Annotated in this window: 17 protein-coding genes; 9 read left to right on the top strand and 8 right to left on the bottom strand. The window is 67.6% G+C overall.

The annotated features are described in order from the left end of the window. Positions 1–6 precede the first annotated feature (6 nt). Positions 7–519, bottom strand: coding sequence for a YgjV family protein (locus AC6H42_RS27035; RefSeq protein WP_200954100.1), 513 nt, complete (start codon positions 517–519; stop codon positions 7–9). Next, positions 516–2,354 carry a DUF885 domain-containing protein gene (locus AC6H42_RS27030; protein WP_497549354.1) on the bottom strand — a complete coding sequence of 613 codons (1,839 nt, stop codon included), beginning with the start codon at positions 2,352–2,354 and terminating at the stop codon, positions 516–518. Before AC6H42_RS27030 ends, AC6H42_RS27035 begins: the two co-directional genes overlap by 4 nt. A gap of 97 nt (positions 2,355–2,451) precedes the next feature. On the opposite strand from AC6H42_RS27030, the gene AC6H42_RS27025 reads away from it, so the two are divergent. The 3 genes from AC6H42_RS27025 to AC6H42_RS27015 all read left to right on the top strand — a co-directional run bounded on the left by AC6H42_RS27025 (position 2,452) and on the right by AC6H42_RS27015 (position 5,716). Next, positions 2,452–4,236, top strand: a complete 1,785-nt coding sequence (locus AC6H42_RS27025; RefSeq protein WP_229418354.1) for a tetratricopeptide repeat protein — start codon at positions 2,452–2,454, stop codon at positions 4,234–4,236. Between the two features lie 101 nt (positions 4,237–4,337). Then, positions 4,338–5,081: an SDR family oxidoreductase gene (locus AC6H42_RS27020; protein ID WP_057158119.1), complete on the top strand. Its 744-nt coding sequence runs from the start codon at positions 4,338–4,340 to the stop codon at positions 5,079–5,081. A 53-nt stretch (positions 5,082–5,134) separates the two neighbouring features. Further along, positions 5,135–5,716 carry a TetR/AcrR family transcriptional regulator gene (locus tag AC6H42_RS27015; protein WP_497549353.1) on the top strand — a complete coding sequence of 194 codons (582 nt, stop codon included), beginning with the start codon at positions 5,135–5,137 and terminating at the stop codon, positions 5,714–5,716. On the opposite strand, the gene AC6H42_RS27010 is transcribed toward AC6H42_RS27015, so the two are convergent. Next, positions 5,688–7,250 (bottom strand): GMC family oxidoreductase, encoded by a 1,563-nt coding sequence (locus AC6H42_RS27010; protein ID WP_497549352.1) that lies wholly within the window; start codon positions 7,248–7,250, stop codon positions 5,688–5,690. The two genes, AC6H42_RS27015 and AC6H42_RS27010, sit on opposite strands and share 29 nt — an antisense overlap. A 145-nt stretch (positions 7,251–7,395) precedes the next feature. On the opposite strand from AC6H42_RS27010, the gene AC6H42_RS27005 reads away from it, so the two are divergent. After that, the gene (locus AC6H42_RS27005; protein ID WP_057158122.1) at positions 7,396–8,352 is read left to right on the top strand and encodes a LysR substrate-binding domain-containing protein; all 957 of its coding nucleotides are present in this window, start codon (positions 7,396–7,398) and stop codon (positions 8,350–8,352) included. Here the strand turns inward: AC6H42_RS27005 and AC6H42_RS27000 are convergent. Continuing rightward, the gene (locus AC6H42_RS27000) at positions 8,330–9,784 is read right to left on the bottom strand and encodes an SEL1-like repeat protein (protein ID WP_497549351.1); all 1,455 of its coding nucleotides are present in this window, start codon (positions 9,782–9,784) and stop codon (positions 8,330–8,332) included. The two genes, AC6H42_RS27005 and AC6H42_RS27000, sit on opposite strands and share 23 nt — an antisense overlap. A 124-nt stretch (positions 9,785–9,908) precedes the next feature. On the opposite strand from AC6H42_RS27000, the gene AC6H42_RS26995 reads away from it, so the two are divergent. Continuing rightward, the gene (locus AC6H42_RS26995) at positions 9,909–11,270 is read left to right on the top strand and encodes a diguanylate cyclase domain-containing protein (RefSeq protein WP_497549350.1); all 1,362 of its coding nucleotides are present in this window, start codon (positions 9,909–9,911) and stop codon (positions 11,268–11,270) included. Positions 11,271–11,300: 30 nt separating this feature from the next. Here AC6H42_RS26995 and AC6H42_RS26990 read toward each other — a convergent pair whose 3' ends face one another. After that, positions 11,301–13,571: a pectinesterase family protein gene (locus tag AC6H42_RS26990; protein ID WP_157201164.1), complete on the bottom strand. Its 2,271-nt coding sequence runs from the start codon at positions 13,569–13,571 to the stop codon at positions 11,301–11,303. A gap of 222 nt (positions 13,572–13,793) precedes the next feature. Here AC6H42_RS26990 and AC6H42_RS26985 point away from each other — a divergent pair, with 222 nt between their 5' ends. The 4 genes from AC6H42_RS26985 (at position 13,794) to AC6H42_RS26970 (ending at position 21,824) form a co-directional block, all read left to right on the top strand. After that, positions 13,794–16,610 (top strand): TonB-dependent receptor plug domain-containing protein, encoded by a 2,817-nt coding sequence (locus AC6H42_RS26985; RefSeq protein WP_497549349.1) that lies wholly within the window; start codon positions 13,794–13,796, stop codon positions 16,608–16,610. Between the two features lie 2 nt (positions 16,611–16,612). Next, the gene (locus tag AC6H42_RS26980) at positions 16,613–18,223 is read left to right on the top strand and encodes a glycoside hydrolase family 43 protein (protein WP_497549348.1); all 1,611 of its coding nucleotides are present in this window, start codon (positions 16,613–16,615) and stop codon (positions 18,221–18,223) included. Positions 18,224–18,246: 23 nt separating this feature from the next. Then, the gene (locus AC6H42_RS26975; protein WP_497549347.1) at positions 18,247–20,109 is read left to right on the top strand and encodes a glycoside hydrolase family 28 protein; all 1,863 of its coding nucleotides are present in this window, start codon (positions 18,247–18,249) and stop codon (positions 20,107–20,109) included. A 77-nt stretch (positions 20,110–20,186) separates the two neighbouring features. Beyond that, a complete protein-coding gene (locus AC6H42_RS26970) occupies positions 20,187–21,824 on the top strand; it encodes a M28 family metallopeptidase (protein ID WP_497549346.1) in 1,638 nt (545 codons plus the stop codon). A gap of 205 nt (positions 21,825–22,029) precedes the next feature. Here the strand turns inward: AC6H42_RS26970 and AC6H42_RS26965 are convergent, their stop codons facing one another. The 3 genes from AC6H42_RS26965 to AC6H42_RS26955 all read right to left on the bottom strand — a co-directional run. Then, complete coding sequence (locus AC6H42_RS26965) at positions 22,030–22,524, bottom strand: SRPBCC family protein (protein WP_057158130.1); 495 nt, start codon at positions 22,522–22,524, stop codon at positions 22,030–22,032. Continuing rightward, positions 22,521–22,850 carry an ArsR/SmtB family transcription factor gene (locus AC6H42_RS26960; RefSeq protein ID WP_057158131.1) on the bottom strand — a complete coding sequence of 110 codons (330 nt, stop codon included), beginning with the start codon at positions 22,848–22,850 and terminating at the stop codon, positions 22,521–22,523. Before AC6H42_RS26960 ends, AC6H42_RS26965 begins: the two co-directional genes overlap by 4 nt. A gap of 122 nt (positions 22,851–22,972) precedes the next feature. Continuing rightward, on the bottom strand, positions 22,973–23,192 hold a 220-nt coding region (locus AC6H42_RS26955), incomplete at its 5' end, for a hypothetical protein (protein ID WP_497549345.1).

Here is a 23,192-nt window from a genome sequence, read left to right as displayed (position 1 = left end):
TAGCTCTCAGGCGGCCTGCGCCCTGGCCAGGCGCACCATGCGCCAGATGGTGACGATGTTGACGGCCGCCACCACCACCTCCAGCGCGCTGCCGCCCACCGATCCGGCGATCACGTTGTTGGCGATCCAGAGCCCTGTCCCGCACAGCATCACCAGGCGCATGGCCACGCCCTGCAGCTGGAACAGCGCATAGGTGCCGAGGCAGGACGCGGCCAGCGGCAGCCAGTCGCTGGCCTGCTTGGCCAGCGCCAGCCCCAGCGCCAGGTTGGCCGCGATCACCGCCGCCGCCACCCATTTGGAACGGGTACGCAGCGCCAGCAGGGAGCGCAGCAAGGACATGCTGGAACTGGCCACCGCCGTGGAGTTGCCGAGCAGGGCGAAGTGCAGCACGTACGCCAGGCACTCGCCCGCCATGAACAGCTTGAAACGGCGGTCGTCGGTCTGCATGAAGGAGCCGACGCCCAGCACAAAAGCCACATAGCCGACGTACTGGGCCGGCGAGAACCAGTCGATCGTCACGATGCCGCCTTGCCTTTACGCTCTTCGACCCACTGCTCCACGATGCCGGCCAGCACGTCCATCGGCACCGAACCGGCGCGCAGCACCACGTCGTGGAAGCCCGGCAGGGTGAAGCGCGGGCCCAGCGCACTGCGCGCCTGCTCGCGCAGTGCCAGGATGCGCAGCATGCCGAGCAGGTAGGAGCAGGCCTGGCCGGGATTGGCCACGTAGCGGTCCACTTCGGAAGCCGGCATGCCGTAGTCGATGGCTTGCTGGCGCGTCCAGCCCTTGGTGTGCAGGCCGGTGTCGACCACCAGCCGGCGCGCGCGGAACAGCTGTTCTGCCAGCCCGCCCAGCATGCCCACCGTGTCGCCGTCGTACCAGCCCTGCTCCATGGCCAGCTGTTCAACGTACAAGGCCCAGCCTTCGCTGTTGGCGCTGCCGCCGCTGAAGATGCGGCGCGCGCGGTACTTCGGCAGGTCCGTCATCTCCTGCTGCAGCGCGATCTGGAAGTGATGGCCCGGCACGCCCTCGTGGTAAGACAGCGTACGCATCACCACCATCTCGTATTCCGGGCCGGGCAGCGGCATCCAGAACACGCCGGGGCGGCTGCCGTCCGGCGCCGGGGCGCTGTAGCGCGCCGAGCCGGTCGCTTCGGTCAGCGCCGGTTCGCGCCGCACTTCGATCGGCGCGCGCGGCTTCAGGTTAAACAGGCTTGCGCTGCGCTGCTCGGCGTCGCGCACCAGTTCCGCGTAGCGCGCCAGGATGGCCGGACGCGGATCGGGCTCGGCCGGCGGCTGCAGCGATTTGTCGAGCTTGACCATGCGCTGCTGGATGCTGCCCTCGGCGAAACCGAGCTGGCGCAGATACTTGTCCATCTCCGCCTCAATGCGCGCCACTTCGCGCAGGCCGATGGCGTGCACCTCGTCCGCCTTCAGGCTGGTGCCGGCGTTGCGGGCCAGCAGGTAATCGTAGGCGGCCGCGCCGTTGGGCAGGCGCGAGATGCCCGCTTCGTTGCCGGTGCGCGGGTGCAGCTCGGCCAGCATGGCCTGCACGCGCGCATACGCGGGCCGTACGCGTTCGGCGACGACGCGGGTGGCGCGGCCGATGGCGGCGCTGCGCGCCTGCGGCGACAGGCCGGCCAGCCCGGCGCTGCGTTCGGCCAGCGAAGTGACCAGCACGTTCTGTTCCGGCTCAGGCTTGAGGAAGGCTTCCACCTGCTGCTGCGCCTTCTCCAGGATGAAGCGCGGCGGCAGCAGCGAGCGGCCGGCGGCGGCGCGCGCCATGGCCGCCGCTTCGTCCATGCGGGCCGGAATTTGTTCCAGGCGCGCCAGGTAGCTGTCCACGTCGGCCGCGCGGCGCAGCGGGTGCACCTGGGTCATCAGGCGCGGCAGGCCCACCTGCGGGCCACCCAGCTGAGAGAAGATGAACAGGTGGTCCTGGAAGGGGCGGCCGGCCAGTTCGTTGGACAGCGTCCAGCGCATGGTTTCGGCCGAGGCGCGCTGGGTGGCGCCAAGCGGGCCGGCCAGGAAGGCGTCCAGCCTGGCAATGCCCTTGCGCGCCAGCGCGGCCTGCCTGTCGCGCGTGGCCTGGGTGATGGGCGACAGGCGCCGGTCCAGTTCATCCTGTTCCGCGCCGGAAAAATACTGGCTCGCTGTGGCCGACTCGGGGTTCAGGCGCATGTAGTCCGCCGCAAACGCCTCCGACCATTTGTCGAACGCGGCACTGGCGGGGGCGCTGCGGGCAGACGCCGCCGCGGGCGCGGCCTTCGGGGCGGCCATCGGAACGGCCGCAGCCGGGGCGGCGGCGGTCAGGACGGCAAGCGGTAGCAGCGCAATGGCAAAACGGGGGCACATGTCGGCCTTTCAAGTGAGCTCAGCCCTCTATTTTGCCTTGCGTTTGCCCTGCGCGCACCTAAACTCTATGCGTCCCATGACAAAAAGAGGAGGCACCATGCCCTGCACCCGCACCCTCGCGGCCGCCGCACTGCTATCCCTGTGCCCGGTGGCGCTGACGCAAGCGGAACGCGCCAGCACAGGATTCGACCCTCTGTTCGACCAGGCGCTTTGCACGCCGGACAAGGCCGGCCGCCCGCCCCTGCTGCTGGCCATGCTGGCATTGCAGACCGAAACGGCGCCCTTCCGCCCCGCGCAGCAGGAGCGCAAAACCGCTCCCGCCGCCGATCCGCCCCTGTACACCAACCTGGGCAGCCTGCACCTGCAGGTGAGCACAGCCAGCGCCAAGGCGCAGGCCTATTTCGACCAGGGCCTGCGCCTGACCTTTGCCTTCAACCACGCCGAAGCGGCGCGCGCCTTCCGCGCCGCGCAGCGCCAGGACCCCAACTGCGCCATGTGCTACTGGGGCGAAGCCCTGGTGCTGGGGCCCAACATCAACGCGCCCATGTTCCCGGAAGCGGTGGCGCCCGCCGCCGCAGCGGCAGCCAAGGCCGCCAGCCTTGCCGCACGCGCCACGCCGGCCGAGCAGGCGCTGATCCGGGCAGTGGCCATGCGCTACCAGTCGCCGGCGCCGGCCGACCGCGCCCCGCTCGACGCCGCCTATGCGGCCGGCATGACGGACGCGGCGCGCGCCTTCCCCAACCACGACACCATCCAGGTGCTGTTCGCCGAAGCGCTGATGGACTTGTCGCCGTGGGATTACTGGGAAGCGGGCGGCGCGCGCGGCAAGGGCCGCACGCCGGAGCTGGTGGACGCGCTGGAACGCGTGCTGGAGCGCAATCCGACCCACCCCGGCGCGGTGCACTACTACATCCACGCGGTGGAAGCGTCCAGCCATCCGGACAAGGCGCTGCCCTATGCGCGCGGCCTGGCGCGCCAGATCCCGGGCGCCGGCCACATCGTGCACATGCCGTCGCATATCTACTACCGCGTCGGGCTGTACAAGGAAGCGCTGCAATCGAACCTGGACGCCATCGCCATCGACGAGAAGTACTTCGCCAGGGCCGACAGCGACGCGGTCTACAAGGGCGCCTACTACCCGCACAACATCCACTTCGCCATGGTGTCCGCGCTGATGGGCGGCGACGGCCCCAGTGCGCTGGCGGCGGCCGCCAAACTGGACCAGTCGATCCCGGCCGAAGCGCTGCCCAGCTTCGGCATGCTGCAGCCGGTCAAGGCGGCGCCCTACTTCTCGCATGTGCAGTTCAGCAGCCCCGCGCAGCTGATCGCCCTGCCCGCGCCCGATCCGCAGCATGTGCTGGTGCGCGCCATGTGGCACTATGCGCGCGCCGTCGGCTACGCCCGCAAGGGGGCGCACGCCGAGAGCCAGAAGGAAATCGACACGCTGGCGGCCATCGGGCGCACCGCCGACTTCTCTTCCATCACCAGCTGGGGCGTGCCGGCGCCGGACATTGTGCGCACCGCGCACGCGGTGGCCAGCGGCCGCCTGGCCGAGGCGCGCGGCGACCTGCCTGCCGCCATCAAGGCCTATGAGACGGGCGTGTCGGTGCAGGACAGCATGCCGTACACGGAACCGCCCTACTGGTACTACCCGGTGCGCCAGTCGCTCGGCGCGGCCCTGCTGCGCGCCGGCCGGCTGGACGACGCGGAGACCGCTTTCCGCACTTCCTTCGCGCGCACGCCCAGCAACGGCTGGGCGCTGCGCGGGCTGATGGAGGTGTACCGCCAGCGCGGCGACCAGGCCGCCCTGGCTGCCGCGCAGAAACGCTTCGACGCCACCTGGCTGGGACGCCGCAGCGGGCCGGAATTGTCGCGCTTGTGATTTTACGGGCCGCTGAAATTATTATTGACTGTTCGATCCAAAACAAACTACACTCGGGGCAATTCTTGACAATTTAGTCCAGAATAAACCTGGAGGTAGTCATGCAACAAGCACAAGCAGAGGCGGTAAAGGCGGCGCTGGTCACGGGCGGTTCGCGCGGCATAGGCAAGGCCATTGTGGAACGGCTGGCGCGCGACGGCGCCGCCGTGGCGTTCACCTATGCGTCGTCCGGGGCGGCGGCGCGGGAACTGGCGGCTGCGGTGGAGGCTGGAGGCGGCCGCGCGCTGGCCATCAGGGCCGACAGCGCCGACGAGGCGCAACTGCGCGCCGCCGTGAACCGCACAGTAGAAGCCTTCGGCTCGCTCGACATCCTGGTCAACAGCGCCGGCGTGCTGGAGATGGCGCCGGTGGAGAGCTTCCCTATCGCGCAGCTGGACCGCAGCTACGCCATCAACGTGCGCGGCGCCTTCATCGCCATCCAGGAAGCGCTGCGCCACATGCAGCCCGGCGGCCGCATCGTCACCATCGGCAGCATGGCCGCCGTGCGGGCCGGCTTCGCCAACAGCAGCGTGTACGCGATGACCAAGGGCGCCCTCGCCTCCATGGTGCGCGGCATCGCCATCGACATCGGGCGGCGCGGCATCACCATCAACAACGTGCAGCCCGGCCCCACCCAGACCGACATCGTGCCGGCCGAGTACATCGACACCCTGGTCAACATGCTGCCGGTTGGCCGCATGGGCAAGCCGGAGGAAATCGCCGGCATGGTGGCCTACCTGGCCTCGGCCGAAGCGGCCTACGTGACCGGATCGAGCTTCACCATCGATGGCGGCCTGATCGCCTGAGCGCGTGGCCGGCTAGCCGTATAATGGCCGCCTCCCAGCACCGATTGCATCCCATGGCCCGACCGAAGGCATTTGACCGAGACACCGCGCTGCAGCGCGCCATCGCCCTGTTCCGCGACAAGGGCTACGCGGGCGCGTCGACGGACGACCTGCTCGGCGCCATGGGCATCGGCCGCCAGAGCATGTACGACACCTTTGGCGACAAGCGCGGCCTGTACCTGGCCGCGCTGGAGCGCTACAACAGCGACAGCGTGGCGGAATTCGTGCGCGACATGGAAGCAGGCGGCACGCCGCTGCGCGCGCTGGAAGCGGCGCTGCATGGCTTTGCGCGCCGCGCCGGCGCCGGCTGCGAAGGCTGCATGGGGGTGGGCGCGGTGCTCGAGTTCGGCCAGTCCGACCCTGACGTGGCCGCGCTCACCGGCGCCAGCTCGCGCAGCCAGTTGGCGGCGCTGGAGCGCCAGTTGCGCAGCGCCGCCGCCGCCGGCGAAGTGGCGGCGGACCTGAACGTGCAAGCCGCCGCCGGCTTCATCGCGTCCAGCATGGCCGGCATGCGGGTATCCGCGCGCGCCGGCGCCGGGACGCCTGCGCTGGAACAGATGGCGCGCTTTACGGCGCTGGCGCTGCGGCCGGCGTAGCTGCTGCCAGAATGGCCTCAGCCAGCTTCTCCGCCATCATGATGACAGTAGGATTCAAGTTGATCAGCGGGATCTCCGGCAGAATTGACGCGTCGATCACGCGCAGCCCCTGCACGCCGTAGACGCGGCCCTGTTCATCGACCACCGCGCGCGGATCGTCCGGCAAGCCCATGGCGGCGGTGGCGCACGGATGCTGCAAGGTGCCCACCCCTTGCGCCAGCGCACGGCGGATTTCCGCGTCGCTGTCGCCGGTGGCGGCGCCGGGATACAGCTCGTCCACGATAAGGCTCTTCAGCGGCTCGGTGCGGGCCAGCTTGCGCGCCAGGCGGAAGCACGCCACCATACGCCGCATGTCGTCCTCGCTGGTCAGGTGATTCAGTTCGATGATGGGCGCATCCAGCGGATTACGGCTTTTCAGTCGCAAGCGGCCTTCGGAAGTGCAGTGCATCAGTTCCAGGCCGAGCGAGAACGCCACGCCGGTGGGACTGCTGGCGGGATCGAGCAGGTGCGAAGGCGAGATGCCGATATCGAGTTCCGCGCTTGAACTGGCATAGGATGAGTTGGTCCACAGCTGGGCGCCGACTACCGGATGCTCCTGGCCTTTCAGCTCCGGCTTGCCACTGAAATTCATCCAGTAGAACGCATGGTCGAGCAGACGTGTACCCACTGGCGCGTCCCGCACCAGCGGAATGTCCAGCACCGCCAGATCCGCCTTGGGGCCGATGCCCGAACGCAGCAGGATGGCTGCGGAGCCGTAGGCCCCCGCACAGAGGATGACTTCCCTGCCGCGCAGCTGGCGGCCGTCCGCCAGCTGTACCGACTGCACCTTGCCGCCGGCGCAGCGCAGTTTGTCAATCACGCTGAGGTCCAGGATCGCCAAGTTGGGCCGCCGCCGCACCGCCCGCGTCAGGTAGGCCATGCCGGTGTTTACGCGCACGCCGTTCACCACGTTCATCGGGTTGGGACCGGCGCCGTTGTTGGCTTCTGGGTTGTTGAAATCGTCGACCCGGCCTGCGCCCAGCGACCATGCCGCCGCCACCATGGCGCGCTGCACCGGCGTGATGAATTCCATCGACATCTGGTGGATAGGCAGCGGCCCGCTGCGGCCGTGCCAGCGCTCGTCGCCGTGCGGAGCGCTTTCCATCTTCTTGTAGTAGGGCAGAACCTCTTCGAAACTCCATCCTCGCAAGCCTTTCGCGCTCAAGCGGGCAAAGTCGAACGGCAAGGCGCGGCACGCAACGGCGCCGTTGATCGCCGAGCTGCCGCCCAGCGTTTTGCCGCGGGGCGCGTACACCGGAGCGCCCTGTGCCACGGGTTTGGCGAAATAGCCCCACTCGTAGCGCGCGTCGCCGTTGGCGGCGATGATGTTGCTGCTGTAGATCTGCTCGGGATATTCATCGGGATCGAAAGCGCGGCCGGCTTCCACCAGCAGCACCTGGTGCCCCCCGCTTTCGGACAGGCGCGCCGCCAGCACCGCGCCGGCCGAGCCGCCGCCGAGGATGACAAAGTCATAGGTTTTCTCGATATCGATCATACTGTTTCCGGTTCGTTAAGGGTGCGCGCCAGTCTATGAGCGCTTGAGACGCTGCAGTAGAGGGCAAAAGCGGGCAGGACTTTCCCATCCGTGGGATGGCTTCGGTTCGTATAATGGCAACTTGTATAGACAAGAAGAACCGCCTGTGTACGATCTCAACGATTTGCAGTATTTTGTGATGGTGATAGACCACGGCGGCTTCGCGCCGACCGCGCGTGCACTCAACATTCCGAGATCCAGCCTGGGCCGCCGCATTGCCCTGCTCGAACAGCGGCTTGGGGTGCGCCTGATCGCCCGCAACACGCGCAATTTCAGGGTCACGGAGCTGGGCCACACTTACTACGCCCACTGCCGCGCCATGCTGAGCGAGGCCAAGGCGGCCGAAGCTGCAGTGGCGATGACGCATGCCGAACCGGGCGGCCTGTTGCGCCTGTCATGCCCGGTGACCTTGCTGGAGGTGTGCGTGTGCGGCATGGTGGCCCGCTTCATGGCCGCGCATCCGCGTGTGCAGCTGCACCTGGAGTCGAGCGACCGCAACGTGGATGTGGTGGCAGAGGGCGTCGACATCGCGCTGTGCGTGCGGACCCCGCCTTTTCAGGATTCGGAACTGGTGGCGCGCGTGCTGTCGCAGCGCCAGCAATGCCTGGTTGCCAGTCCCGCGCTGGTGGAGCGCCTGGGCCAGCCGCGCACGCCGGACGACCTGCAGCGCTTTCCCTTCCTCCATCACGGTAGCCCGCAGCGCGACTACAGCTGGACACTGCGCGGGCCGGACGGGACGCAGGCCGCCATCCCCCACCGCCCGCAGCTGGTCACCCATGGCCTGGCCATGCTGCGCTCGGCGGCGGTGAGCGGTGTGGGCGTCGCGCAAATGTCCACGGCGCTGGTGCACGACCACATTGCACGCGGCGAACTGGTGCAGGTATTGCCGGATTGGGCTCCGCAGCCGCAGGTCATCTACGCCGTGTTTCCCACCCGGCGCGGCATGCCGCCCGCAGCGCGCCTGCTGGTTGACTATCTGGTGGCCCAGTTCGCGCTGCTGGACGATCCCGTGTTCGGCATACGGGCAGCGCCCCTCCGGCTCAGCGCTTGGCGGCCGGCTTGAGCACCGCGTCCACCCGCACCTTGTCCTGCGCCGTCAGCTGCGGCGCCACCGCCTTCAGCGCCGCGTCGGCGTCGGCATAGCCGGCGGACTTGGCGAGGCTGAACCAGATATAGGCCAGCGCCAGGTCCTTGTTGCCGCCCTGGCCCTCCATCGTCATCACGGCCAGGTTGAACATGGCGTCCGCCTGTCCCTGCTTGGCCGCTTCGTTGAACAGCTTGCGTGCCGTCGGATAGTCCTGCGGCACCAGTTTGCCTTCGTAGAAGTAGGTGCCCAGCGCGCCCTCGGCGGCCGGATGGCCTTTGACGGCGGCCTGCTTGTACAGCGCGATGGCGCGCTGCTGGTCCGGCGCCACGCCGTAGCCCAGGTCATACATGCGCGCGGCGGCGTAGGTCGATTCGACGTGGCCCGCCTTGGCGGCGGCGCTGAAATAGGCGCCCGCCATCTTGTAGTCCTGCGGCAGGCCGTCGTCGCCGTTGTAGTACAGGCGTCCCAGCTCGTACAGCGCGGGCACATAGCCCTCCTCGCCGGCCGCCTGCAGCCGCGCGCGCGCCTGCGCCACGTCCTTGCGCCCGCCGAAGCCGTTCAGGTAAGCCATGCCCAGCATGCTGGCGGCGGGCGTGTAGCCGACATCGGCCGCCTTGGCGTACCACTTGCGCACTTCTTCCGCGTTCTTCGGTACGCCGATGCCAAGCAGGTTGATCTTCGCCAGCAGCATGATCGCTTCCACCCGCTCATTGATCATGTCGGGCGCGGCCGGGTCGAAGCGCATGCGGTCGAAGGTCGGATGGTAGCGCGTGTCCACCACTTGTTGCAGCCAGTAGATGGCCTGCTTGGCGTCGCGCGGCGTGCCCATGCCGTACAAGTGCATTTTCGCCAGCATCAGCGCGGCGGCGTCGTAGCCGATCTTGTCGTAGGCGGCCTTGAACTGGGCCATGGCGGTGGCGTAGTCCTGCTTGTCCATCGCCACGAAGGCGTTGGTCAGCGTCTTGTCCTTGCGCAAGATGCGGTTGCGGCCCGCTGCAAAGCGCCGGTCGGCCTGGCCGCAGGCGGTGCTGTTTCCGTACGGGTCGGGCGCTGCGGCGAAGTCGGCGGACGGGCTGCCGTCGGCGCCTTTCGAAGCGTCGCCGTCGGGACTGTTCTCGTGGAAGTATTCGGCCGGGTCGCCCAGCGTGGCAGTGTGGTTGAAATCCTCCATGTAGCGCAGCATGGTCTCGTCGTCGCTGCTGCTGTAGCCGCTCATGAAGGCGCACGAGGAGGCCCGGTCGCGCGACAGGACCTTGCTTTTCGCCGCCACAACCTCGCGTGGATCGCCCGCCGCGCCGCGCTGGCCCTTGACTACCACGCTGGAACCCGGGGCTTGCTGCGCACCGGCGCACAATGGCAGCGCCAGCAACAGTGCCAACGTCAGATGCGGCTTGCGGAATGAGATCATCGTCGCCTTTCAGGTCCATGATATGAATACGGGCCTTCGATGCTATCCTGTTATCACCATGCCGGGTAATCAACCCGCTGAGCAATCCGGCATGGGCAGGCGTTTGCGAATAGAATAGGTCACTATGAATCCGCTAGTCAGTGCACCCGTCGCCAGCTTCACCGATCTCCTGCTCGACGCCATCTGCATGGTGGACGCCGGCGGGAAGTTCGTTTTTGTCAGTGCGGCGTGCGAGCGCATCTTCGGCTACCGGCAGGACGAGATGATAGGCATGGCGATGATAGACCTGGTCGCCCCGGCCGACCGCGAACGCACGCTGGCGGCGGCGCGCCGCATCATGGACGGCCAGCCCAATTCCCGCTTCGAGAACCGCTACGTGCGCAAGGACGGCAGCATCGTCCACATCATGTGGACGGCGCGCTGGTCCGAGGCCGACCAGCTGCGCGTGGCGGTGGCGCGCGACATTACCGCCAGCAAGCAGGCGGAGGCGATGCAGGCCGCGCTGTACGCCATCTCCGAATCGGCGCACGCGGCGGAGGACCTGGCGGCGCTGTACCAGCGCATGCACCAGATCATCGGCGGCCTGCTGCCGGTGCAATCGTTTGCCGTGGTGCTGCGGGACGCGCCGCACGAATCGCTGTATTTCGCCTACCACGCCAACGCCAGCGGCCCGGAATCGGACGCGCAATTGGCGGTGCTGCTGTGCGAGGAAGTCCTGCGGCGCAACCTGCCGCTGCGCGTGGCGCCCGATACCATGTCCGCGCTGCCCCCCCAGCTGGCGACGGCGGCGCGCACGCAGCAGGCGTGCTGGCTGGGCGTGCCGCTGAGCACGCCGCAGGGCACCATCGGCGCGCTGGTGCTGCAGGACGCGCCCGCCGGCCTGTCTTCGGCCGGCTGCGCGGGCTACACGGACCAGCACCAGGAGCTGCTGCTGTTCGTCTCGACCCAGGTTGCCACCGCCATCCAGCGCAAGCAGCTGGAAGAGCGCCTGCACTTCATGGCCCAGCACGACGAGCTGACACGGCTGCCGAACCGGCGCCTGTTCCATGACAGGCTGAGTACCGCCATCGCGCGTGCCCAGCGCCAGCAATCGCGCCTGTCGCTGCTGTTTGTGGATTTGAACAAGTTCAAGCAGGTCAACGACCTGTACGGCCACGATGCCGGCGACCGGTTGCTGGAAATCGTGGCGCACCGCCTCAAGGACTGCGTGCGCGACGCCGACACCGTGGCGCGCATCGGCGGCGATGAATTCGTGGTGGTGCTGGAGCAGCTGGCGCGGCCCGAAGCGGCCGCCCTGGTCAAGGAGAAGATCCACCAGGCGCTGGCCGCGCCGGTCGATATCGGCGACGGCGGCACGCTGCATGTCAGCGCCAGCATCGGCATTGCCCACTTCCCGGAAGACGGCAGCGACATGGCGCAACTGCTGCGCCACGCCGACCAGGCCATGTACGCTGCCAAGCAGGACACTGGGGCTGCCGCCGCCTGACTCGGGCATTCGCGCCCGCCGGCGTCGCCGCTACGGCTGCGGATTCCAGCCGCTGCCGCCGCCGTAGCCGGCGAAAACGGCCGCCCGGCTGCCGAATTGCGCAGCCGCCTCGTCCGCGGTCAGCAGGCGCACATGGCGCCGCGCCCCAAGGTCCAGCGGCTTGCCGTCCAGGTCCGTGCTGCCGTACTCGCGCCAACCCGCCGTTGCGCTGCCCTGGGCCGGATTCGGCGCCGGCTGCCTGCCCACGCCCTTGCCCGCCCATCCGGCCGGCGCGATGTGCGCATCCATTTTGCAGTTGATGAAAGCGACGTGGTCCCAGCTGGTTTCATAGCCTGCGCTGCGCGCCAGCCAGGTGGCGCCGTCCGGCACCAGGTTGCCGGTGGGGCCGCGGCCGCGCGTCAGGCGGCTGTTCAGAAACACGAAGCCCTTGTCCTGCTGTCCCACCGTGCGCGCCTGCAGCACATAGCCGCCGCCCGCCGGATTGCCGCTGTCGCCCACGGTGCGCAACTCGCTGTCCTCGAACAGGGCTGCGTGGTTGTTGCCCCACACGTAGTCCACATTGCCGGCGATGAGCGTGCGGTAGAACCAGGCGTAGCCTTTGACCTGCACCGTATCCTGCTCGCTGTACAGGCTGGCGTTCTTCACAGCCAGCCGCCCTTCGCTGCTGAAGAACAGCGCTTCGGCCTGGCCGCCGGCAGGCGAGGCGCGCAATGCGCTGTTGCGCAGGGTCAGCGTATCCAGCGTCAGCAGGTCCGCGTCCTCCACCAGGAACAGCGAACGCCCGCCGTTGATGGCCGGAGAATCGGCCGCCTGGCCGGCGCCCGAGCCGGGATTGATGCCGTCGCTGTTGACGGCCTCGATCACCACGCCGTCGCGGCTCTGGCCGCGCAGCGCGACCGCGTTCCTGCCGCGCAGGTACAGCAATTCGCGGTAGCGGCCGTCGCGGATGGCGATGGTGACCGGCCGCGCGCCTTGCGGCTGCCGCATCACGTGGTTCAGCGCGCCCTGCACGGTGCGGAAGTCCGCCGCGCCATCGTCGTCCACCGTGATGCGCTGCCGCCGCGGCACCGCCGCGCGCGTGCGGAAGGTCCAGCCCTGCTCTTTGGCGACGCCACGGAACGGCAGGCCGTTGAGCGTGCCGGCGAACACGCCGTCGTCGATGGTGACGTAGTACTCTTCGTCCGGCTGCAGGCGCGCGCTGTGCAGGTGCATGGTGACGTTGCGGCCTTCGATGGCAATCGGCTGGCGCCGCACCGCGCGCCGGTACGGCTGGCCTTCGTAGCCCAGCACATCGTATTCATCGGCAACGCGGATGGTATCGGCCAGCATATTGTCGCGTTTGCGCAGCACGCGGATGGCGCCTTGGGCGCCCAGCAGCGGCGGGTGGTCGAAGCGCAGCCGCAACGGCGTGTCGTAAGGAACGTTGCGCGCGCCCGCCTCCGGGACCGCCGCAGTACGCAAGGCCTGGGCAGCGGCAGCCACCGGCTCCGCCGCAGGCGCCCGCGCCTCGATATCCACCGCCACCACATTAAAGACATTGGGGTCCTGTTCGCTGGCCAGCGTCAGCGTGGTGGAGCCGGCGGCCAACGGGGACAGGATGAGCTCCGCGCCCTGGGTTTCCACCCGCAGCAGCGCCGCATTGGCCGCGCGCGCCGTGAACGGCAACCGCGCGCCCTCGCCGCCGCGCAGCGCGCTCACTTGCAGCCGCAGCGGCGCCTCGCCGGCCTGCAGTCGCAAACGCTGCGGCGCCCGCGCCAGCGCAATGCGGGCCGGCTTGTCGGCGGCGTCCCCGCTAGCCGGTGCGCTCGCTTCGAACGCGGCGCCGCTGGCGATAACGCCGCTGCCGCCGGCCTGCGGCAGGGCCTTGTCCGCTACGCTGGTGATTTTCTCGCCGTTCAGATAAGCGGTGAGCATCTGGCCCGCCATTTCCAGCCGCACGGCATACAGGCGCCCGTCGCCGGCCGCCTCGCGCCCGAACTGCTTCAGGCGCGTCAGCACGCCGTCCTGCATGCGCACGATTTCCACCTGCATGCGTTTGCCGGAGGGGGCGAACGCCAGGCCGGCGCCGTACCAGTTGCCCTCGTCCCGGTAGCGGCCAACCACGTAGAACTGGCCGGCCCCGGCCTGCAGGGGACGAAAACGGCTTTCAACATAGCTGTCGGCGGGCATGTGCCCAGCCGCGCCGGCGGCTTGCGCCAGCTGCACTTTTCCGGTGGCGGCGAAGGCCTCCAGCCCCTGCGCATGAGTGTGTGCGGGAGCGGCGGCAAACATGAAAAACAAGGAAACAAGGCGGCTGGGCATCGGGATTCCAGGTGAAGGACGAGCGGGTTACTTTAACTGGCCTGACCACTTGGCGCCAGCGTTTTTCACAGTCAGGATGAGCTTCTCTCTGCGCAATGTAGTGATTTTCTGACAAATTTACAAAATAATGTTTGCGCAATCATGCTTCTTCGCGCATGCTCTGGAAAATCTGGTCAGGCCAATAACCCTGCGGCCTGACCAGCAAAAATTATAGGAGACCTTATGACCCGAAGCAAGCACACGCAGTGCCGTTTGGCGCTGTCCGCCATCGCCCTGGCAGTCCTCACGCTGACCACCGGCGCGTCCGCGCAAAGCACTGCCGGCAGCATGACCCGCGTTGAAGTCACCGGTTCGTCGATCCGCAAAGTGGCCGCTGAAAACGCCCTGCCGCTGACCACCATCAACGCCGAGGAACTGGTGGCGCGCGGATTGACCACCATGTCCGAAGTGGCCACCTCGCTGACGGTGGGCGCGACCAATGAACCGGTGGGCGGCGGCGGCAGCGGCACCCAGATCAACCTGCGCGGCCTGAACACCAACCGCTCGCTGGTGCTGCTCAATGGCCGCCGCCTGCCCAACGAGGCCATCGGCGACAGCTCGATCAACGTGGACGTGATGCCGATGAGCGCCGTCGAGCGGGTCGAAGTGCTGCGCGACGGCGCCTCCTCGATCTACGGCACCGACGCCATTGCCGGTGTGGTCAACTTCATCACCAAGCGCAGCTTCAAGAACACCACCATCAGCGGCGGCCTGGTGCAGCCCGAGCGCCACGGCGGCGGCGACCAGCGGCGCGTTAGCATCATCTCGGGCTGGGGCGACCTGCAGGAACAAGGCTGGAACGTCTACGCCGCGCTGGACGTGCAGAAGCGCGACTCGCTGCTGCAGAAGGACCGCCCCAACATCAGCGACCCGAATCTGATCGCGCAACTGGGCGGCAATCCCTTCAGCACCAACACCTCCGGCTCCTCGTCCGCGCCGGCCAACTTCACCGTGTACCAGAACGGCAAGGCCACCACCACCACCGGCAACCCCTACTTCGCGGCCGGCTGCAAAGGCCCGTACGACGCGCAGTACGCGCTGGCCTCCACCAAGGCCTCCGGCGCTGGCAGCAAGACCTGCATCCTGGATCCGGACCTGTACCCGCAGCTGCTGGCCGACGCCATGCAGGCCACGCTGTTTACCAAGGCTACGCTGCGCCACGGCGACAACAAGCTGCTGACCATGGAGCTGCTGGCCACCGAGTCCTATATCGACGCGCTCAATCCGCCGCAGCCCTTCGGCGCGCAGACCGACTACGACAAGTACAACCCCGGCCTGCGCAAGCCGCTGTTCATCACCAAGACCAGCAAGTGGTACCCGGGCGGCAGCGGCGGCGTGCCCGCCGTGGCAGGCGTGAACGGCCAGGACCTGGCGCTGACCTGGAGCCTGGACGAAGCCGGCCCCGCCATCACCGACGACCGCCAGCACACCACCCGCATCATCGTGGCGGACGAGGGCGAAGTGATGGGCTGGGACTACCGCGTGGGCATGAACGCCTCGCGCAGCCGGCGCGACGTCAGCTGGAAGAGCGGCTTCTTCACCACCGCCGGCATCTACAAGGGCGTGGCCGACGGCGTGCTCAATCCCTTCGGCAAGCAGGACGCCGCCGGCCAGGCCTACCTGGACAGCATCCGCGCGGACGGCACCACCTACCGCCGCGCCACGGTGGAATACTTCGGCCCGGACTTCAACCTGACGCGCAACCTGATGCCGCTGGCCGGCGGTTCGCTCGCGCTGGCGGTGGGCGGCGACTGGCACAAGGAGATCTACAACGACGGCACCGATCCGGTCGCCAACGAGGTGGTGTACAAAGTGTCCGGCACGCCCAACACCTACCCGAGCGCCTCGCGCACCGTGGCCGGGCTGTACATGGAAATGGATGCGCCGCTGACCAAGACGCTGGACATCACGGCCGCAGTGCGCGCCGACCATTTCAGCGACTTCGGCAACACCGTCAATCCGAAGCTGAGCGTGCGCTGGCAGCCGGCGCAGGAAGTGATGCTGCGCGGGACCGCCAGCACCGGCTTCCGCGCACCCACGCTGCCGGAGCTGTACGGCACGCCGCGCACCCGCACCAGCTCGACCGGGAAATGGGACGACCCGCTGCTGTGCCCGAGCGCCACGCCTTCCATCCCCGGCACCGGCTCGGTGACCAAGGACCCCAAATACGCAGGCCTGAACCTGGACCCAAGCAAAGTATGCAACACCACGCTGGTGACGCTGACCGGCGCCAACCCGGACCTGGACCCCGAGAAGGCGCGCACCGTCACCGCCGGCATCGTGCTGGCGCCGGTGAAGAACATGATGCTGTCGTTCGACGTCTGGTCGATCAAGATGAAGGGCACCATCGCGCAGATCGGCGAGGACACCATTTTCAACAACACGGCCGGCTACAACGACCTGTTCGTGCGCAACGCCGACGGCACGCTGGACTACATCGTCAAGACACGCCTGAACATGGGCGGCCTGCGCACGCGCGGCATCGACACCAGCATGAGCTACTCCTGGCCGAAAACCGACTGGGGCAAGTTCGGCCTGAGCCTGGACGGCACCTATGTGGACCGCTACGAAGGCCAGAACGAAGCCGGCGGCACCTGGATCGACAGCGTCGGCAAGCCGGGTTCCCTGGCCACCGGCGCCACCTCGGCCAACACCTATGTCTACCGCTGGCGCCACAACCTGCGCGCATCCTGGAGCCACAAGGGCTTCGGCCTGCAGCTGACCCAGGCCTACACTTCGCGCTACGAGGACACCAACGCGCTGCCGACGCAGAAGCCGGGCCAGCCCTTCTTCAACGTGATCGATCCCTACATCCTGTACAACCTGACCAGCAGCTACAGCATCAAGGAAAAGCTGAAGATCACGTTCGGCATCAACAACCTGCTGGACAAGGATCCGCCGCTGTCGAACCAGCGCCTGGGCTCGCGCGTGGTGTTCGCGCAAAACGTCTCCAAGCCAATCGGCCGCGCCTACAACGTGCGCGTGAACTACACTTTCTAACCATGATGAAACCACTATTGACCTGCGCGCTGCTGGCGGCGCTGAACCTGGCCCACGCGGCCGAGCCATGGGTGGCGGACCTGGGCAACGGCAGCTACCAGAACCCGGTGCTGAACGCCGACTACTCGGACCCGGACGCGGTGCGCGTCGGCGACACGTATTACATGACCTCGTCCAGCTTCAACAGTGCCCCCGGCCTGCCGCTGCTGCAGTCGAAGGACCTGGTGAACTGGGAACTGGTGGGCCACGCGCTGCCGAAGCAGGTGCCGGCCGCGCACTTCGACGTGCCCCGCTTCGGCGCCGGCGTGTGGGCGCCCTGCCTGCGCTACCACGACGGCAAGTTCTGGATCTTCTACCCCGACCCGGACTTCGGCATTTACGTCATCACCGCGCAGAACTTCAGCGGGCCGTGGAGCGAACCGCACCTGCTGCTGCCGGGGCGCGGCCTGATCGACCCGACCCCGCTGTGGGACGAGGACGGCAAGGCCTGGCTGCTGCACGGCTGGGCCAAGAGCCGCGCGGGCTTCAACAACGTGCTCACGCTGCATCCGATGGCGCCGGACGGCAAGCGCGTGCTGGACCCCGCCGGCAAAGTGGTCATCGACGGCAACAAGCTGCCAGGCTACCGGACGCTGGAAGGGCCCAAGTTCTACAAGCAGGACGGCTGGTACTACGTGTTCGCGCCCGCGGGCGGCGTGGAGGAAGGCTGGCAGACGGTGTTCCGCTCGCGCAGCATCGACGGGCCATACGAGGACCGCATCGTACTCGAACAGGGCGCCACGGCAGTCAACGGCCCACACCAGGGCGCGTGGGTGCGCGCACAGGACGGCAAGGACTGGTTCCTGCATTTCCAGGACCGCAAGGCCTACGGCCGCGTGGTGCACCTGCAGCCGATGACCTGGACCGACGGCTGGCCACTGATCGGCCAGCCCGGCCCCAAGCCCGGCGTCGGCAACCCGGTGGCGACCTACCGCAAGCCGGTGGCCGGGCAGGCCGTCAAAATGCCCGCCACCAGCGACGAATTCGGCGGCAGGACGCTAGGCCTGCAGTGGCAGTGGAACGCCAATCCGCAGCAGGGCTGGCACGCGCTGGGCGCGCGGCCGGGGCATCTGCGCCTGCCGGTGCTGGCTGCGCCACAAGCCGATGGCTATGTGCGCGCCGCCCCCAACATCGTCGGCCAGAAGCTGCCCGCCGGCACATTTACCGTGGACACCCGCATCGAACTGGGCAACGCGGCCGAAGGCGACCGCGCCGGGCTGATTTTGAACGGCATGAGCTACGCGTGGCTGGGATTGCGCAAGCAGGACGGCGACACACAGCTGGTCTACACCACCTGCACGCCGTTCGCCCCGCGCTGCAAGGAACAGAGCACGGTGCTGCTGCCGCAAGCGCCGTCCGCGCTCTCACTGCGCATGGTCATGTCCGACGGCGCGAAGGCACAGTTCCACTACAGCGTGGATGGCAAAGAGTACGCTGCAGCCGGCGCGCCGTTTTCCGCCACCAAGGGGCATTGGGTGGGCGCGCAAGTAGGCCTGTTCAGCGTGGGCAGCGGGACCGCGCCTGCCGCCGCCCCGGGCCACCTGGACGTGGATTATTTCAGACTTAGCCGCTGAGTTAATTACCGAGACATAAAAGCATGAATACAACCATTACCGACCAGCGCCGCCGCGCGCTGCTGAAAGGCGCTTCCGCTGCGGCCGCACTGGCTGCCGCAGCTCCCGGCCTGGCCAACGCCGGTGCTGTCGATGCACCCGCCGCTGCGGGCGCCGCAGCCGCGCCTGGCGATCCGTGGGCGCGTGCCGAACGCATTGTCGCCAAGTTCGCCAAGCCGCTGTCCTTCCCGGCGCGCGACTTCGTCATCACCGCGCACGGCGCCAGGCCCTGCGCCATGGCCGACGTGACGCCGGTGGCCGGCGCACACGGCACGCCATCAGCCACGCAGCCGTCCCCGGCGCCCGGCTCACCGGACAGCCAGCCCGCCATCCGCGCGGCCATCGCCGCCGCCAGCAAGGCCGGCGGCGGCCGCGTCCTGATCCCGGCCGGCGACTGGTACTGCAAGGGCCCCATCGTGCTGCTGTCCAATGTGAACGTGCACCTGGCGGCAGGCGCGCGCGTGCACTTCAGCGCCAACCCGGCCGACTATGCGCGCGACGGCGATTTCGATTGCGGCCCGAACGGCAAGCTGGTGCTGTCGCGCTGGCAGGGCAACGACTGCCTGAATTACTCGCCCATGGTGTACGCCCGCAACCAGGCCAACATCGCCCTTACCGGCGAGGACTGGACCAGCATCCTGAACGGCCAGGGCAACGTGCCGTTCGAGGACGCCAGCGCCGGCGGCGGCGGCTGGTGGGGCTGGGCCGCGCGCAAGCCGGCCGGCGTCGCCGCGCGCCAGAACGTCACCAACGAAGCCAACCCGGCCTCGCTGTCCGCGCTGGCGCCGCAGCTCACGCCAGCCGAGCTCACGGCCATCAAGGGCAGCCACGCGGACTGGCGCAGCGACGAGAAATACCTGCCCGCGCTGTCGGAGGCGCGCGTGCCCGCCGAGCGCCGCGTGTTTGGCATCGGCCACTACCTGCGGCCCTGCATGGTGGAATTCGTCGGCTGCACCGACGTGCTGATGCAGGGCTACCAGCTGGTCAACACCCCGTTCTGGCAGCACCACCCCGTCAACTGCCGCAACGTGCACATCAACAAGGTGCGCATGGAAAGCATGGGCCCGAACTCGGACGGCTTCGATCCCGAATCCTGCGACACCATCCTGGTGAACGGCTGCCTGTTCAACACCGGCGACGACTGCATCGCCATCAAGGCCGGCAAGAACACCGACGTGCAGTACGGCCCCACGCGCGACATGGTGGTCCAGAACAGCATCATGAACACCGGCCACGGCGCTATCACGCTGGGCAGCGAGATGGCGGCCGGCATAGAACACGTCTACGCGCAGAACCTGGATGTGCGCAATATGCACTGGGCCACCGATCCGCTCGGCACCGCCATCCGCATGAAGACCAATATGAACCGCGGCGGCTTCCTGCGCCACTTCTACGTGCGCCACCTGACCCTGGCCAACGGCGTGCGCACCAAGCCGGGCTTCTACACGCCGATCCCGGGCGGCGCGATCGCGCCCAGGACCGTCTCCACCAGCGGCGGCGCCATCATCACCATCGACTGCGACTACACGCCGGCCTTCGACAGTGTGCGCACCCGGCCGCCGGAAGTATCGGAGATCCACATCTCGGACGTGCGCGTGTCCGACGTGCAGACCGGGGACGGCGCCTACTCCTGCTACCAGGCCTTCGTGCTGCTCGGTCCCGTGGCGCACAGCTACAACGGACCTGCGGGCGTGCCGCTGCTGCCGCTGTCCAACGTCAGCATCAGCCGTTGCAATTTCGGCACGCCGCGCGCCGGGGAACCCTGGTTCGTGCACAACGTGCGCAACGTCGTGCTGAGCGACGTCACGATAGCCGGCAAGCGCTACGACACAGCGATCAGGGTTTGACCTTCGCAATGTTTAGGCCGATACTTGCAGCGTTTTTGCCTATCCATTACCCAAGGAGGTTCACAGTGAAAAACGCCATGCTAGCCACCCTGCTGCTATCCGCAGCTGCGGCGCAGGCCAACGATACGCCCAAGTTCGACCCGCAGCGCCTGTCGCAGGACGTGAAAGTCTTGTCATCGGACGACTTTGAAGGCCGTGGGCCGAACACCGCCGGCGAAACCAAAACTGTGGACTACCTGATCGAGCAGTTCAAGGCGGCCGGCATGAAACCGGGCGGCGACCTGGTGAAGGGCAAGCGCAGCTGGACCCAGGAAGTGCCGCTGGGCCGCTTCGAAATCCAGGGCCCGGTCACGCTGTCGCTGAACGACGCCAAGGGCAGCCAGCTCTTCCTGCAGGGCGACCAGATGGCCGTGCGCGCCGCCATGAACGGCGCCAAGCGGGTCGATTTCGACAAGGCGCCGCTGGTGTTCGTCGGCTACGGCGTGAACGCGCCGGAGCGCAAGTGGGACGACTTCAAGGGCGTGGACCTGAAGGGCAAGCTGGCCGTGGTGCTGATCAACGACCCGGACTTCGAGACCGGCGACGGCGGTTTCGGCGGCAAGGCCATGACCTACTACGGCCGCTGGACCTACAAGTATGAAGAGATGGCGCGCCGTGGCGCGCTGGGCACCATCATCGTGCACGAAACCGCACCCGCCTCCTACGGCTGGCCGACGGTGAAAAACTCCAACACCAACACCATGTACGACATCGTGCGCAAGCAGCCGGGCAAGGCGCACGCTCCGATGGAAGCGTGGATCCAGCGCGACGTGATCGTCGACCTGTTCAAGCGCGCCGGCCTGGATTTCGAGGCGGCCAAGAAACAGGCGCAAACGCGTGACTTCAAGCCGGTCCCGCTGACCGGCCTGTCCCTGTCGGCGCACTATGCCGTGGACACGCAGGTGATCAAGTCGAAGAACGTGGCGGCCCTGGTGGAAGGCAGCGAGCGTCCCAGGCAGACCGTGATCTACAGCGGTCACTGGGACCACCTGGGCGTAGGCCTGCCGGACGCCAAAGGCGACAAGATCTACAACGGCGCGGTGGACAACGCCACCGGCATCGCCGCGCTGCTGGAACTGGCGCGCGTGTACGGCAAGCAGCCGGCACCCAAGCGCAGCGTGGTGTTCCTGGCCGTGACGGCTGAAGAGAAAGGCCTGCTGGGTTCCGAATACTACGGCGCCAACCCGCTGTACCCGCTGGAGCAGACCGCAGGCGTGATCAACATGGACGCCCTGAGCCCGATGGGCCCGTCGCGCAACTTCACCATTTCCGGCAGCGCCAAGCTGGAACTGATCGACCAGACCATCGAGAAAGCCAAGCGCTGGAACATGGCCTACTCGCCGGATCCGAAGCCGGAAGCGGGCCACTTCTTCCGCTCCGACCATTTCTCGATGGCCAAGCGCGGCGTGCCGGCGTTCTCCATCGGCTCGGGTGAAGACTGGATCGACGGCGGCCTGGCGGCAGGCAAGGCCGCCGAGGTGGCGTACAACACCAACAACTACCACCAGCCGTCCGACGAGTGGAGCGCGCAGTGGCCGTTCACCGGCCTGGCGCGCGACCTGGAACTGCTGTACACGGTTGGCCGCGACCTGGCCGACTCCAAGGACTGGCCGAACTGGGGCAAGGACTCCGAGTTCCGCGCCATCCGCGACCAGAGCGCAAGTAAGAGAAAATAAGCGAAAATAAGCGAAACAAGCGTGCGCCATGAGAAAAGCCCGCACAGTGCAAACTGTGCGGGCTTTCTCATTGTTGGTGCCGGTATATTTCCCGACCGCCGGCCCCGGTAGTAGCGTCTCTTTGTACGCTATGTCCGGTTGTCTCCTCCAACCGCCAACCAGACCTTCATCGTAGCAATCCCGGCGAACGCCGCTTTGATATTTATCAAAGCGCCGGACCGCGCAAGTGCGCTTCCAGCTGGTCGAAGGTGCCGCCGTAGCCTTGCTGCAACGACGGGCGCAGCTCGTCGAAGAACTGGTATTCGGGCGCCGTTTCGCCGAAGGGGATGGCGCTCAGCGACACGGTCGTGACGCCGTCCTGTTCGCTGAACACCACCGTGTTTTCGATCTCCAGCGGACAGGCCGGGCTGAACGGCGCGCGCTCGATGCCGCAGTGCTCGTTGGCGAAGGAATTCAGCCATACGATGCGCTGCTGCGGCACGATCTCGCGGTAGTTGAAGCGGCCCCACATGACCGGGGCGCCGGCGAAATGCATGGCGTAGTGGAAGAAGCCGCCGGGGCGCAGTTCCAGCCGTTTCACTTCCACCTTGCAGCCCTGCGGCCCCCACCACTGCTGCAGGCGTTCGGCTTCGGTCCAGGCTTGCCACACCGTTGCCAGTGGCTGCGGGTACTGGCGGGTAATGGTGAATGCTTGCTTCATGTTTCGTTCCCTTCCTTGTTGAGGTAGTCGCCCAGCCGGTCGAAGCGGTCCTCCCACATGCCGCGGTAGGTGTCCAGCCAGTCCGACACGTCTTTCAGCCGCGCCGTCTCCAGCTTGCACGGCCGCGTTTGCGCCACCCGGCCGCGCGACACCAGTCCCGCCTGCTCCAGCACCTTGATGTGCTTGGAGATGGCGGGCTGCGTCATGGCGAACGGCTCGGCCAGTTCGTTGACGGTGGCCTGGCCCGACGCCAGCCGCGCCAGGATGGCGCGCCGCGTCGGATCGGCCAGCGCCGCAAAGGCGCGGTTGAGGGCATCGGAGTGCATGGCGTCGCTTAGTATATAACCAAGTTGGAATATAAGCCTGCGGCCGCATCCTGTCAAACGAAAAAAGCCGCCCGGCTTGCACCGGGCGGCTTGGGGGCATGCCCCTGGGACTGCGTCGGGATTTAGAAGCGGTAGTTCAGCGACGCGGCGAAGGTGCGGCCCAGCTGGCTGAACTGCGAACCATCGTAGGTCACCATCGAATAACGGCCGTTGAACGTGATCAGGTTGCGCTGCACTTCGGCCGGGGTCAGGCCGGTGGTGGCGTTAGCCGTCTTGTCGTCCAGGATGGCCTGGCCTGTCGCATTCAGCGCGCGGATGTTCCATTGCGGCGTCACGTTGAAC

Source organism: Massilia sp. NBRC 108631 (assembly GCF_059704565.1).
The sequence above is the reverse complement of the archived record's forward strand: the minus strand, read 5'-3'. Positions and strand labels throughout refer to the sequence as shown.

What these genes read in the sequence shown, in the direction of transcription:
- AC6H42_RS27030 (WP_497549354.1), bottom strand. Translation starts at nt 2,354, where the DNA reads ATGTGCCCCCGTTTTGCCATTGCGCTGCTACCGCTTGCCGTCCTGACC.
- AC6H42_RS27025 (WP_229418354.1), top strand. Translation starts at nt 2,452, where the DNA reads ATGCCCTGCACCCGCACCCTCGCGGCCGCCGCACTGCTATCCCTGTGC.
- AC6H42_RS27020 (WP_057158119.1), top strand. Translation starts at nt 4,338, where the DNA reads ATGCAACAAGCACAAGCAGAGGCGGTAAAGGCGGCGCTGGTCACGGGC.
- AC6H42_RS27015 (WP_497549353.1), top strand. Translation starts at nt 5,135, where the DNA reads ATGGCCCGACCGAAGGCATTTGACCGAGACACCGCGCTGCAGCGCGCC.
- AC6H42_RS27010 (WP_497549352.1), bottom strand. Translation starts at nt 7,250, where the DNA reads ATGATCGATATCGAGAAAACCTATGACTTTGTCATCCTCGGCGGCGGC.
- AC6H42_RS27000 (WP_497549351.1), bottom strand. Translation starts at nt 9,784, where the DNA reads ATGATCTCATTCCGCAAGCCGCATCTGACGTTGGCACTGTTGCTGGCG.
- AC6H42_RS26995 (WP_497549350.1), top strand. Translation starts at nt 9,909, where the DNA reads ATGAATCCGCTAGTCAGTGCACCCGTCGCCAGCTTCACCGATCTCCTG.
- AC6H42_RS26990 (WP_157201164.1), bottom strand. Translation starts at nt 13,571, where the DNA reads ATGCCCAGCCGCCTTGTTTCCTTGTTTTTCATGTTTGCCGCCGCTCCC.
- AC6H42_RS26985 (WP_497549349.1), top strand. Translation starts at nt 13,794, where the DNA reads ATGACCCGAAGCAAGCACACGCAGTGCCGTTTGGCGCTGTCCGCCATC.
- AC6H42_RS26980 (WP_497549348.1), top strand. Translation starts at nt 16,613, where the DNA reads ATGATGAAACCACTATTGACCTGCGCGCTGCTGGCGGCGCTGAACCTG.
- AC6H42_RS26975 (WP_497549347.1), top strand. Translation starts at nt 18,247, where the DNA reads ATGAATACAACCATTACCGACCAGCGCCGCCGCGCGCTGCTGAAAGGC.
- AC6H42_RS26970 (WP_497549346.1), top strand. Translation starts at nt 20,187, where the DNA reads ATGCTAGCCACCCTGCTGCTATCCGCAGCTGCGGCGCAGGCCAACGAT.
- AC6H42_RS26965 (WP_057158130.1), bottom strand. Translation starts at nt 22,524, where the DNA reads ATGAAGCAAGCATTCACCATTACCCGCCAGTACCCGCAGCCACTGGCA.
- AC6H42_RS26960 (WP_057158131.1), bottom strand. Translation starts at nt 22,850, where the DNA reads ATGCACTCCGATGCCCTCAACCGCGCCTTTGCGGCGCTGGCCGATCCG.